General features: G+C 67.5%; 13 protein-coding genes. 10 read left to right on the top strand and 3 right to left on the bottom strand.

The genetic code is table 11. The features are described 5' to 3' along the window. Positions 1-214: 214 nt before the first annotated feature. Positions 215-1504, bottom strand: coding sequence for a tyrosine--tRNA ligase (tyrS, locus tag K368_RS0113450; RefSeq protein ID WP_027172862.1), 1290 nt, complete (start codon positions 1502-1504; stop codon positions 215-217). A gap of 123 nt (positions 1505-1627) precedes the next feature. Here tyrS and K368_RS0113455 point away from each other — a divergent pair, with 123 nt between their 5' ends. Genes K368_RS0113455 through ribB form a run of 3 tightly spaced genes read left to right on the top strand, consistent with a single transcriptional unit; the run spans position 1628 to position 5045 of the window. Then, a complete protein-coding gene (locus K368_RS0113455) occupies positions 1628-2767 on the top strand; it encodes an anhydro-N-acetylmuramic acid kinase (RefSeq protein ID WP_027172863.1) in 1140 nt (379 codons plus the stop codon). A gap of 49 nt (positions 2768-2816) precedes the next feature. After that, entirely contained in the window at positions 2817-3920 is a 1104-nt protein-coding gene (gene aroC, locus K368_RS0113460) for a chorismate synthase (protein WP_027172864.1), read from the top strand. Positions 3921-3968: 48 nt separating this feature from the next. Further along, entirely contained in the window at positions 3969-5045 is a 1077-nt protein-coding gene (gene ribB, locus K368_RS0113465; protein WP_027172865.1) for a 3,4-dihydroxy-2-butanone-4-phosphate synthase, read from the top strand. 7 nt (positions 5046-5052) lie between these two features. On the opposite strand, the gene K368_RS0113470 is transcribed toward ribB, so the two are convergent. Further along, entirely contained in the window at positions 5053-5988 is a 936-nt protein-coding gene (locus tag K368_RS0113470) for a histone deacetylase family protein (RefSeq protein ID WP_197031016.1), read from the bottom strand. A 184-nt stretch (positions 5989-6172) separates the two neighbouring features. Here K368_RS0113470 and K368_RS0113475 point away from each other — a divergent pair, with 184 nt between their 5' ends. From K368_RS0113475 to K368_RS0113505, 7 genes are all read left to right on the top strand, one after another. After that, a complete protein-coding gene (locus K368_RS0113475) occupies positions 6173-6871 on the top strand; it encodes a L,D-transpeptidase (protein ID WP_245259575.1) in 699 nt (232 codons plus the stop codon). A 205-nt stretch (positions 6872-7076) separates the two neighbouring features. Next, entirely contained in the window at positions 7077-7529 is a 453-nt protein-coding gene (locus K368_RS0113480; RefSeq protein ID WP_027172868.1) for a hypothetical protein, read from the top strand. Between the two features lie 250 nt (positions 7530-7779). Beyond that, positions 7780-9783 carry an acetyl/propionyl/methylcrotonyl-CoA carboxylase subunit alpha gene (locus K368_RS0113485; protein ID WP_027172869.1) on the top strand — a complete coding sequence of 668 codons (2004 nt, stop codon included), beginning with the start codon at positions 7780-7782 and terminating at the stop codon, positions 9781-9783. Between the two features lie 198 nt (positions 9784-9981). Then, the gene (locus K368_RS0113490; RefSeq protein ID WP_027172870.1) at positions 9982-10413 is read left to right on the top strand and encodes a gamma-glutamylcyclotransferase; all 432 of its coding nucleotides are present in this window, start codon (positions 9982-9984) and stop codon (positions 10411-10413) included. 62 nt (positions 10414-10475) lie between these two features. Then, positions 10476-10757 (top strand): acylphosphatase, encoded by a 282-nt coding sequence (locus tag K368_RS0113495; protein WP_027172871.1) that lies wholly within the window; start codon positions 10476-10478, stop codon positions 10755-10757. A gap of 168 nt (positions 10758-10925) precedes the next feature. Next, on the top strand, positions 10926-11663 hold the full coding sequence (locus K368_RS0113500) for a DUF599 domain-containing protein (RefSeq protein ID WP_027172872.1): 738 nt from the start codon (positions 10926-10928) through the stop codon (positions 11661-11663). Continuing rightward, entirely contained in the window at positions 11660-11956 is a 297-nt protein-coding gene (locus K368_RS0113505; protein ID WP_051439873.1) for a DUF3253 domain-containing protein, read from the top strand. The genes K368_RS0113500 and K368_RS0113505 overlap by 4 nt, the downstream gene beginning before the upstream one ends. Before the next feature lie 20 nt (positions 11957-11976). Here K368_RS0113505 and K368_RS0113510 read toward each other — a convergent pair whose 3' ends face one another. After that, positions 11977-12789 (bottom strand): YdcF family protein, encoded by an 813-nt coding sequence (locus K368_RS0113510; RefSeq protein ID WP_027172874.1) that lies wholly within the window; start codon positions 12787-12789, stop codon positions 11977-11979. Positions 12790-12814 lie beyond the last annotated feature (25 nt).

The following is a 12814-nucleotide window of genomic DNA, read 5'->3' on the forward strand; positions in this document are numbered from 1 at the left end:
GAGAGGGAGCCCGAGCAGCCCGTGAGATGTGGGAATGCCGTAGCTCTGCGGAGCAGGCGGGAGAGGGGCTGCCTCTCCAAACAACGCAGGGGGCCCCTCATCCGACCCGCTTCGCGGGCCACCTTCCCCCGCAGAGGGCGACGGAGACACGCTACGCTTTCGAAACCCGTGATCGGCAATCCCCGATCGAGGTTCCGCTCCCCCAGCCGTCGCCTCACCCGACCCTGAGAAGGACGTGCTTCTTGCGGCCGAAGGACAGCTTCACCACGCCATCCTGGGTGAGGTCGGCCGGCGTCAGCAGCGCTTTCTCGTCGGTGATCTGCACGTCGTTGACACGCAACCCGCCGCTCTTGATCTGGCGCCGTGCCTCGCTGGTGGAGGGAACGAGCCTGGCATGGTCGGGGCCGAAGGCCGAAAGCACGCCGAGACCGGCTTCCAGGATGGAGCGGGCGACGGTGACGCTCGGCAGGTCCTGCGCCACGGCGCCTTCCACGAAGGTCTTGCGCGCGGTCTCGGAGGCCGCGTCGGCCGCCTCGCGTCCGTGCATGAGGGCGGTCGCCTCGGTGGCGAGCACCTTCTTGGCCTCGTTGATCTCGGCGCCCTGCAACGCCTGGAGCCGGGCGATCTCGTCCATGGGCAGCAGGGTGAACAGCTTGAGGAAGCGCGCCACGTCGGCATCCTCGGTGTTGCGCCAGAACTGCCAGTAATCGTACGGGCTCAGCATCCCGGCATCGAGCCAGACCGCGCCCGCCGCTGTCTTGCCCATCTTCGCGCCGGACGCCGTGGTGAGCAGGGGACAGGTTAGGCCGTAGAGCTGCGGCGTGCCCATCCGTCGGCCGAGATCGATGCCGTTGACGATGTTGCCCCACTGGTCCGACCCGCCCATCTGCAGCACGCAGCCGTAGCGCCGGTTGAGCTCGACGAAGTCGTAGGATTGCAGGATCATGTAGTTGAATTCGAGGAACGACAGTTCCTGGTCGCGCTCCAGCCGCATCCGCACGCTGTCCATCGACATCATGCGGTTGACCGAGAAATGCCGGCCGATATCGCGCAGCATCTCGATGTAGTTGAGCTTGGTCAGCCATTCGGCGTTGTCGACCATGGTCGCGCCGTTCCCGCCGCCCCCGAAGGTCAGGAACCGCGAAAACGTCTTCTGGATGCCGGCCTTGTTCTCCTCGATCTGCTCCAGCGTCAGGATCTTTCGCGACTCGTCCCGGCCGGACGGGTCGCCGACGCGGGTGGTGCCGCCGCCCATCAGGGTGATCGGCGTGCCCCCCGTGGCCTGGAGCCAGTGCAGCATCATGATCGAGAGGAGATGGCCCACATGAAGCGACGCCGCCGTGCAATCGTAGCCGACATAGGTCGTCAGGCGGCCTTCCAGCGCCGCCGCGTCGATCCCGGCAAGGTCCGATCCCTGGTGGATGTAGCCACGCTCGGACAGAACCCGCACGAAGTCGGATTTGGGCGCGAAGGTCTCGGGCTGGTTCGGCGTGGCGGTGGACATGCGGGGTTCCGGATTCGACTGGTCGCGGCGCGGGACAGGAGAAACGCCGGCGTGATAGCAGCAGGTCAAGTGATGCGCGGCTCTTAGCAGGGCTCACCGCGGAAGGCACGGGGCGTAAACGGCATGACCATGATGCGGGCGATCGGCCTGATGAGCGGCACCTCCCTCGACGGAGTCGATGTCGCCCTGATCGAGACCGACGGCGAGGACGTGAAGGTCGTCCGCAGCCATAACGGCTATCTCGAACCCCTCGGCCCCACCGGCTATCGCGGCTACACCGACGAGGATCGCGAGTTGCTCCGCCGGGCATTGTCCGATTCCGAGGCCGTCGTCGCCCGCGAGGACCGGCCCGGCTGCCTGCCCGAGGCCGAGGCCTTCGTCACCGCGGCCCATGCGGAGGCGGTGGAGGCCTTCCTTGCCGCCAGCGGCCTGAGCGCCGCTGACATCGACGTGATCGGCTTCCATGGGCAGACCGTGGTCCATCGCCCCGACCAGCGCATGAGCGTGCAGATCGGCGACGGCGCCGCGCTGAGCCGCCGTCTCGGGATTCCGGTGGTGTCGGACCTGCGTCACGCCGACATCGCTGCGGGCGGGCAGGGCGCGCCCCTGGTGCCGGTCTTCCACAAGGCGCTCGCCAAGGCCGCCGGGTTCGAGGGAGCGCTGGGCATCCTCAACATAGGCGGGGTCGCCAACGCCACCCTCATCGCCTCGAACGGCGACGTCATCGCCTTCGATACCGGGCCGGGCAACGCCCTCATCGACGACTGGATGCGCGAGCGCACCGGCCGCCCCCTGGACGATGGCGGACGCACGGCGGCGAGGGGACGGCCGGACGAGCCGCTCCTCGCCTGGCTGCTGACGCACCCGTTCTTCTTCCGCCGACCGCCGAAATCGCTGGACCGCAACTGGTTCTCGCACAAGCTCGCCGGCCAGCTCTCCACCGAGGACGGGGCGGCGACGCTCACCGCCTTCACCGCACGCGCCGTGGCACGCGCCCTCGACCATGCGCCGGAGATCCCCACGCGCTGGATCGTGGCCGGCGGTGGCGCCCGCAACGGCGAGCTGGTGCGGCTTCTGAACTACCACCTGCGTGCCGAGATCACGACGGCCGACGCCATCGGCTGGTCCTCGGCCTATCTCGAAGCCCAGGCCTTCGCGCATCTCGCCGTGCGCTCGTTGAAGGGCCTGCCGATCACCTTCCCGTCGACCACGGGCGTGCGGGAGGCGATGACCGGCGGGGTGCTAGCGCGGCCGGACGCTTGAGCCCGGTGCTTTGCCCTCAGCCGAAACCCGCGCTAGAGCGTCCCACACCATGTCGCACAACACTTTCGGACATCTCTTCCGCGTGACCACCTTCGGCGAAAGCCACGGGGTGGCCCTCGGCTGCGTGGTGGATGGATGCCCGCCCGGGATTCCCATCGAGGCGGCGGACATCCAGGCGGAGCTCGACCGGCGCAAGCCCGGACAGTCGCGCTTCACCACCCAGCGCCGGGAGGCCGACCAGGTCCGCATCCTGTCGGGGGTGTTCGCCGACGACCGCACCGGCGGCGTCCAGCTGACCACCGGCACGCCGATCGCCCTGGAGATCGAGAACACCGACCAGCGCTCGAAGGATTACTCCGAAATCCGCGACAGCTATCGGCCCGGCCACGCCGACTACGCCTACGACGCCAAATACGGCATCCGCGATTATCGGGGAGGCGGGCGCTCCTCGGCCCGCGAGACCGCCGCCCGTGTGGCGGCCGGGGCCATCGCGCGGCGAGTCCTGCCGGCCGACATCGTCATCCGGGCCGCCCTGGTGCAGATGGGACCGCATGCGGTCGACCGGTCGCGGTGGGATTGGGACGAGGTGGCACGCAACCCGTTCTTCTGCCCCGATGCCGAGACGGCCAAATTCTACGAAGCGTATCTCGACGGTATCCGCAAGGACGGCTCGTCCATAGGCGCCGTCATCGAAGTGGTCGCCGAAGGCGTGCCGCCGGGCCTCGGAGCGCCGATCTACGGCAAGCTCGACGCGGATCTCGCGGCCGCAATGATGTCGATCAACGCGGTGAAGGGCGTCGAGATCGGCGACGGCTTCGCCTCGGCGGCTTTGCGCGGCGAGGAGAATGCCGACGAGATGCGCTCCGGCAATGCCGGCGCACCGACCTTCCTCGCCAACCATGCGGGCGGCGTCCTCGGCGGCATCTCCACCGGCCAGCCGCTGATCTGCCGCTTCGCGGTCAAGCCGACCTCCTCGATCCTGACGCCGCGCATGAGCGTGACGGCCGACAACCGCGACGTCGACCTCGTCACCAAGGGCCGCCACGATCCCTGCGTCGGCATCCGCGCCGTCCCCGTCGCCGAGGCGATGATGGCGTGTGTGCTCGCCGATCACTATCTGCGTCATCGGGGGCAGGTCGGGACGCGGGGGTGACCCGGCGCGCCGCAGCCCATCCGCCCAGCGAATTCCAAGAGATATCCCGTGCCCCATACCCACGTCACGCAGGCCATCGAGGCCTATGCCCGCGGCGAGATCGTCGTCGTCACCGATGACGACGATCGCGAGAACGAGGGCGACCTCGTCGTCGCGGCCTCCCTCTGCACGCCGGAAAAGATGGCCTTCATCGTCCGCAACACCTGCGGCATCGTCTGCGCGCCACTGACCCGCGCCGAGGCGCGGCGCCTGCGCCTCGACCCGATGGTCGCCTCCAACGATGCGCCCCTGGGCACCGCCTTCACCGTCACGGTAGACGTGAAGCATGGGCTGACCACCGGCATTTCGGCCGAGCAGCGCTGCAACACGGTGCGGGCGCTCGCCAACGGCAATATGGGCGAATCCGATTTCGTCCGCCCCGGCCACGTCTTCCCGCTCATCGCCAAGGATGGTGGTGTCCTCATGCGTTCCGGGCACACGGAAGCGGCCGTCGACCTGTGCAAGCTTGCCGGGCTGCCGCCCGTGGGCGTCATCTGCGAACTCGCCAACGATGACGGCACGGTGATGAAGGGGCCGCAGATCACGGCCTTCTCGGAGTTGCACGGGCTGAAGCGGGTGTCGGTGGCCGACCTCATTGCCTACCGTCAGGCCCGCGAGAAGCTGGTCGAGCGGGTCGGGACCTTCCCGGTGAAGTCGGAGTTCGGCGACCTCACCGGCTTTGCCTACACGACCCCGTTCGAGACGGTGCAGCAATTCGCCTTCGTTCACGGTGATATCGGCGACGGGCGCGACGTGCTGGTGCGCCTGCATCGCTCCAACGTGGTGGCCGACGTGATCGGCGGCGGCAAGTCGATCGATTGTGTGCTGCGGCGCTTCGCCAAGGAGGGACGCGGCGTCCTCGTCTACCTGCGCGACGGCACCGCCGGCGTGCCGCTCTCCTCCTATGCGGAGGAGGGGGCGGAAGCTCAGCGCGTGCGGCAATGGCGCGAGGTCGGGCTCGGCGCCCAGATCCTGCGCGACCTCGACATCGTTTCGATCCGCAATCTCGCGACCTCGTCTCGCTCCTATGTGGGGCTATCGGGCTTCGGCATCGATCTGCTGGGCGACGTGCCGCTGGACGTGTGAGGCATCCTCACCGCCCCGTCAGCGCATCCATATGGGCGGTCACGGAGCGGGCGAGACCGTCAAGGCTGTAGCCGCCCTCCAGTACCGAGACGATCCGGCCGCCGGCATGCTTGTCGGCGATGTCCATGAGCTTCCGGGTGGCCCAGCCGAAATCGGCCTCGTCGAGTTCCACGCTGGCCAGCGGATCGAGGCGGTGGGCGTCGAAGCCCGCCGAGATCACGATAAGATCCGGAGCGAAGGCGGAGACACGGGAGAGAACCCCCTTCTCGAACTTCTCGCGGAAGATCCCGCTGTCGTCGCCCGCCCGCAACGGCACGTTGACGATGGTATCGTGGGTGCCGCGCTCGCCCACCGCGCCCGTTCCGGGAAACAGCGGCATCTCGTGGGTCGAGGCATACATCACCGCTGCATCGTCCCAGAAGATGTCCTGCGAGCCGTTTCCGTGGTGGACGTCCCAATCGACCAGCGCCACGCGGCTGGCTCCGTGGCGTTCCCTGGCATGGCGAACGGCGATGGCAGCGGAATTGAACAGGCAGAAGCCCATCGCCTGAATGCGCTCGGCATGGTGGCCCGGCGGCCGCATGGCAACGAAGGCGTTGGAGCACGCCCCGCTCATCACCGCGTCCACGGCATGGACCGCGCCGCCGACACCGCGCAGGGCCGCGTCGAGGGTGCCCGGCGACATCAGCGTATCCGAATCGATCTGGACGTAGCCGGATCGCGGGGAGGCCGCGATGATCGCTTCCACATACGGAACGGGATGGGCCAGGGCGACGGTCTCCGTCTCCGCACGGGGCGCCGATTCGCGCAGTAGACCAGAGAACCGCTCCTTCTCCAGAGCGGCCTCCACGGCCCGGATTCGGTCCGCCCGCTCCGGGTGCCCCTCGGGCATCTGGTGATCCAGAGCGGAGGGGTGGCTTACGTACAGGGTCGTCACGCTCATCCCTCCGAACGATCTTCGTCGTCCCACCCGACCCGACTGTGCTTTGAGCACAACATACGATGCAAATGCGCCACGGTTCAGAGCGGCGAGATTACGCGCGGGCGGGTCTGCGAGTTAGATGGCGACATAATCCATCAACCACATTCTTCGAAGCCCTCCGGCCTCGAGACAGGCACAATATCCCATGTCGTCCATGCCTTGGTCATCCACGCCCTGGTCGTTCAGCCCGTCCGGTCGGAACATACTGCGCCGCTCCCTCGGCGGCGCGACAATCCTGTCCGCCCTCGCCCTCGGCGCCTGCAACACGCAGACGGCGAATGCCCCCCAGAACCCGCCGACCGCGCATGCGGCGCTCACCCAGCCCGCCGCCCTGACCGGGGAGGCCCGCGACAAGGAATGGCTGAAACAGGCGCCACAGGGCACGGTCGATCCGAAGATCGCGCGGGCGACCGTGGACTACAGGACGAACGAGCCGCCCGGCACGGTCATCGTGGTGACGAAAGAGCGCCGCCTCTATTACGTTCTGCCGGACGGCAAGGCGATGCGCTACCCCGTGGCCGTGGGCCATGCAGGCATGGCCTGGGCCGGTACCGCGAATGTCGACCGCAAGGGCGAGTGGCCGGACTGGAACCCGCCGCCGGAGATGATCGCCCGCCGGCCGGAACTACCCAAGCGCCTGGAAGGCGGCCCCACCAGCCCGATCGGAGCTCGTGCGCTCTACCTCGCAGAGGGCAAGAAGGACACGCTGTTCCGCATCCATGGCACCAACGAGCCGGAGAAGATCGGTCAGGCCGTGTCCTCGGGCTGCATCCGCATGCTCAACGCGGACGTGGTCGATCTCTACGAGCGCGTTCCGATCGGCGCCAAAGTCGTAGTCCGCTGAAGCGGCACCAGGTTCCCGGCTCCGCCGTCGAAACGACGGAGCCGAAGTCCAGTGATACGTTTCGGAAAGGCTCATTCGTGAGTAGGCTTTAACCTGAACGTTGATTCAGATTTGGCCGTTAACTTCTTGAACGGGTGCCTCCTGCATAGTCATCGACATGCAGAAACACAGACCGGCGCAAATAAAGCCGGGGAGGCATCAACCAATGATCAACCGTTCGCTTCAGCTTTTCTGTAACCGTGTCGTCGCCGCCGGACGCATCACCGCCGCGGACGTGGAGATCCTCGGCCGCGACGTGCTCCCGGACGGCATCTCGCACGCGGACGAAGCCGACATGCTCATCGCCCTCGACCGGGCGGTGCCGCGGAGCGCCCCCTCCTATGCCGATCTGGTCAGCGCCGCGGTGGTGAACTTCGCCGTCTGGGGCGAGCGCCCCACCGGCTACGTCGATATCGAGATCGCCCGCTGGCTCGTCGGCTCCCTGCGCAGCGATGCCGGACCGACCCCCCTCGCTGCCCGCATCGCCTTCGAGATCGTGCGTGAGGCCGAGACCAGCCACGAGATCCTCGTGGCCTTCGCCATCGGCAGCGCGCACCGGCGCGTCCATGCGGAGGATTCCACCTCGGCCCCCGTCGCCGAACTGCTCGACGCGGCCTGAAATGGGCCTTTCGGAACGGGTCCGCCGGGCCAACGACTCGCTCTATCGGCCCAAGGCGGACCGGCGCGACCGCTGCGCCGCCGTGTGGTCACCATCCCCCATGATTTTGAATACACATGCGCCCCGGCGCAGCGCATGAACAATCCTTCATTGGCCCAGCTTTGCGAAGCCGCACAACTGCTTTAACGGGAACGAGCTTGAGCGCGACGGCGCTCGTGACCTTTCCTGCTTCACCAGAGTGCCTGGACAGATGTTCGAGAAAATCCTGATTGCGAATCGCGGCGAGATTGCGTGCCGCATCATCAAGACCGCGCGCAGGATGGGTATCAAGACGGTCGCCGTCTATTCCGATGCCGACCGGGACGCCGTGCATGTGGCAATGGCCGACGAGGCGGTGCATATCGGCCCCGCTCCGGCCGCGCAGTCCTACCTGATCATCGACAAGATCATCGAGGCCTGCAAGCAGACCGGCGCCCAGGCGGTCCATCCGGGCTATGGCTTCCTCTCCGAGCGCGAGGCGTTCCCGCGCGCGCTGGCCGAGGCCGGCATCGTCTTCATCGGCCCCAATCCCGGCGCCATCGCCGCCATGGGCGACAAGATCGAATCGAAGAAGGCGGCGTCGGCCGCCAACGTCTCCACCGTGCCGGGCTTCCTCGGCGTCATCGAGAGTCCCGAACACGCCGTCACCATCGCCGACGAGATCGGCTACCCGGTGATGATCAAGGCTTCCGCCGGCGGCGGCGGCAAGGGCATGCGCATCGCCTTCTCGTCCAACGAAGTCGCCGAGGGCTTTGCCCGCGCCAAGTCCGAGGCCGCGTCCTCGTTCGGCGACGACCGCGTCTTCGTGGAGAAGTTCATCACCGATCCGCGCCACATCGAGATCCAGGTGATCGGCGACAAGCACGGCAACGTCATCTATCTCGGCGAGCGCGAATGCTCGATCCAGCGCCGCAACCAGAAGGTCATCGAGGAAGCGCCGTCGCCGCTCCTCGACGAGGCGACCCGGAAGAAGATGGGCGAGCAGGCCGTGGCGCTCGCCAAGGCCGTCTCCTACGATTCGGCCGGTACCGTCGAGTTCGTGGCCGGCCAGGACAAGTCCTTCTACTTCCTCGAGATGAACACCCGTCTCCAGGTCGAGCATCCGGTCACCGAAATGATCACCGGCCTCGACCTCGTGGAGATGATGATCCGCTCGGCCTACGGCGAGGCGCTGCCGCTGACCCAGGATCAGGTGAAGCTCAACGGCTGGGCTGTGGAGAGCCGCGTCTATGCCGAAGACCCGACCCGCAACTTCCTGCCCTCCATCGGCCGCCTGACCACCTATCAGCCGCCGGAAGAGGGGCCCTTCGGCAACGCCATCGTCCGCAACGATACCGGCGTGGAGGAGGGCGGCGAGATCGCGATCCACTACGATCCGATGATCGCCAAGCTGGTGACCTGGGCTCCCACCCGCGCCGAAGCGATCGAATCCCAGGGCGAGGCTCTGGATTCCTTCGCCATCGACGGCATCCGCCACAACATCCCGTTCCTGTCGGCCCTCATGGCGCATCCGCGCTGGCGCTCGGGCAACATCTCCACCGGCTTCATCGCCGAGGAGTTCCCGGAGGGCTTCGTGGCGCCGGAGCCGAAGGGCGAGATCGCCCAGCGCATGGCGGCGGCGGCGGCGGCCATCGACCACAAGCTCAATACCCGCAAGCGCGGCATCTCCGGCCAGATGCGCGATCCGGCCCTGCTCCATTTCGAGCGCGACCGCGTCGTGATCCTCGCCGGCCAGTCCTACCCGGTGACGGTGGACGATCTCGGCGACCAGCTCGTCGTCACGGCCGAGGACGGCAAGACCTGGACTGTGGAGAGCGACTGGCGCCCGGGCGAGCCGGTCTGGTCGGGCGAGATCGGCGGCGCACGCGTCGCCATCCAGGTCCGCGGACTGCTCAACGGCGTGGCGCTCCAGCACGGCGGCGCGGCGGCCGAGGCTCGGGTCTTCACCCGGCGCGAGGCGGAACTCGCCGCCCTGATGCCGGTCAAGGAGAATGCCGGCTCCGGCAAGCAGGTGCTCTGCCCGATGCCCGGCCTCGTGAAGGCCATCCTGGTGAAGGAAGGCCAGGAGGTGAAGAACGGCGAACCCCTCGCCATCGTCGAGGCGATGAAGATGGAGAACGTCCTGCGCGCCGAGCGTGACGGCACGATCTCCAAGATCGCTGCGAAGGAAGGCGACAGCCTTGCCGTGGACGCGGTCATCATCGAATTCGCCTGAGAGCGTTGTCGTCCGGACCCACGGGGTGGGCATCGTTTCACCCCGCGGGCCCGAGAGCTTCTTGGCTCCCTCGGCCGGACCAATCCGGGCTCCGCAGCCGCTTCACCGTTCCGGGGCGGGGCATTGGAGGAGGGGCGCCCGGTCGAGGGTGAAGGAGCGCCCCGGACGCTCGATCACTCCCATCCGGTCATCCAGCCCATGCCCCTCTACTTTTCCTACGGCGCCAACATGGATGCCGCCGCGATGGCGGCGCGCTGCCCCGGCTCGACCTGCCTCGGCACGGCCCGGCTGAACCGGCATCGCTTCATCATCATGCGGGAGGGCTATGCCTCGGTGGTGCGGGCACCCGCCTCCACCGTCTGGGGCGTCTTGTGGGATCTGGCCCTTGCCGACGTGCCGGCCCTCGACCGCTACGAGGGGGTCGCCGGGCGGCTCTACACCAAGGCCTACCAGCCGGTGACGACCTCGACCGGGGTGAAACGCGCCCTGATCTATCTTGGGTGCAGCGCCGTTCCGGGTGCTCCGAGGCCCGATTATCTTCAGCCGGTGCTGGCGGCTGCAGAAGCCGCCTCGCTACCGCCCGCCTACATCGCGGAGATGCGCCGCTGGCTGCGGACGACGCGGAATTGAGGCGAGCGAAGGTTTGAAACGATGCCGCGCCGCTCGCGGCGCTTCGTACGAGGAGTGTTGCCCTGGATACGATCCGAACCGTCGATGTCGTCATACGTGGCCGGGTGCAGGGCGTCGGCTACCGGTATTGGACCTCGCGAGAAGCGGAACGTCGCGGCCTGAACGGGCATGTCCGCAACCGCGCGGATGGCGGTGTGGAAGCCCGGTTCAGCGGACCGTCCGACGCCGTTGCCGCCATGATCGAAGTTTGCCGGCTGGGTCCCGCCGATGCCGTCGTGTCTTCGGTCGAGGCGGTCGACGCGGCCAATCCTCCCGATGCGGGATTTCGCATCCTGCGAACGTGATCACCTTCTACCGACGGCTGCGACAACGGATTTCTCCGATCCTTCGTCGTCAGAGATTCGTTTCCCAAGGATCGGGCCGATGCCCTATGGTCCGCGCCGCAGGCGGGACGGCGCCGGACCGGTGAGACCGGGTTCCGGTCGGCCACAGCCGGGAAGCGATCAGAGCCCATGCAGCACCCGTTCACCCTCGCCGATTTCTCGCCGCTCGACATTGCCGGCCTTCTCTACTTCGTCACCGCCTGGGCCGGCTACGGCATAGCGGTGGCGCGGATGCGCGGTCGGCGCACGAGTCTGAGCCAGATCATGAACCGCCAGCGGGAGGAATGGTCGCGCCAGCTCACCGTCCGCGACAACCGGGTGGTCGACACCACGATCAACGCCTCGCTCCAGAACGGAACGGCCTTCTTCGCCTCGACCTCGCTCATCGCGCTCGGCGGCGTGCTGACCCTGTCCCGCTCCGGCGACGACGTGCTCACCCTGTTCGGCGCGCTGCCCTTCGGCGCCATCGCCACGCGCGTCACTTGGGAGATCAAGGTGGCGGGCCTCGCCATGGTCTTCGTCTACGCGTTCTTCAAATTCGCCTGGGCCTACCGTCTGTTCAATTACGGCGCGATCCTCATCGGCGCAGTGCCTCCCAAGGGCACCGGCGCCCCGAAAAGCGACATGGACCGTGCCGCAAGGCGGGCCGCCGCCATGAACATCGCCGCCGGCAGCCATTTCGCGAAAGGACAGCGCGCCTTCCTCTTCGCGCTGGCCTATCTCGGCTGGTTCGTGAATGCCTGGTTCCTGATCATCGCCACCACGGCCGTCATCTGCGTCATGTGGCGCCGGCAATTCACCTCCGACATCCGCGCCATCCTCCTCAACGAGGACGACGAGGCCACCCTGCAGGACACCGAGTCATGAGCACAGAGCGCAAATCCGTAAGCGAGGAGGAGATCGGCGAATCGATCCTCCGCCTCGTCGCCGAGCGGGGCGAGGGCAAGACCGTCTGCCCATCGGAAGTCGCGCGTCATCTCGGCGGGCCGCATCCGGATGGTTGGAGCCCGCTGATGCAGCCGGTTCGCCGCATGGCCGTGCGCCTCACCAAGGAGGGCCGCATCGCCATCCTGCGCAAGGGCAGGCCCGTGGCCGACCCGGACGACTTTCGCGGGATCTACCGCCTCGGAATGCCCCCCCAGGCCACCGGGGAAGCCTGAGCCGCGCCGCCGCGAAGGGATCAGTCGGTCGTCGTATGCGGCGCCGGCAGCACCGCATCGGTGTAGCCGGCGAGCCGATAGACGATCAGCCCGATCCATTCCTTGACCACGAGATCGAGGACCAGCAGTCCGTCGGATGCAAAGCTTTTCAGCTTCCAGGCGTCGCCCCATCCCATCGTGCGGTAATCGACGGGATAGGCCGTCACGTCGAAACCGGCCTGCCGGAAACAGCCCATGGCGCGGGGCATGTGCCAGGCGGACGTGACCAGCAGCCAGCGTTCGCCCGCCACCGGCTTGACCAGATCGGCCGAGAAACGTGCGTTCTCGTGAGTGTTGCGCGAGCGGTCCTCCAAGATCATCCGCGTGCGCGGCAGCCCGAGCGTATCGGCGAAGCGGCTGACGATCTCGGCCTCCGACGTCCCGTCGGTGCCGAGCAAGCCACTGCCCCCGGAGAAGAGGAGCCGCGCTTGCGGGTAGCGGCGCGCGAGATCCGCGAAGGCGATCTGGCGCTCGCCGGCATCGTTGACCGAGAGCTGGCCTCGCGCCAGCGTCGTCTGGGTCTCGACCGCGCCACCGAGCACGATCACGCCCGTGACTGGTGCGCCGTCGTCCGCGAAGCGCGGAAACCGGTTCTCGAGGGGCAGGGTGATCCAGGCAGCGAGGGGCAGGAGACCACCGAGAAAGAGCCCGGCGAAACCGAGGAGGACCAGCCCGCGCCCGAGGCGCGGCGTCCACCCACCGAACATCAGGACGCAGCCGACGAGCCCGATCAGGATGAAGAAGTTCGACGGCGTGATCACGAAATAGATCAGTTTCGAGAGCGGAAAGAACATGTCTGGACCCTGAAGCCTCGTATGT

Origin of the sequence: Methylobacterium sp. 10 (assembly GCF_000519085.1) — a bacterium.
GTDB lineage: Bacteria > Pseudomonadota > Alphaproteobacteria > Rhizobiales > Beijerinckiaceae > Methylobacterium.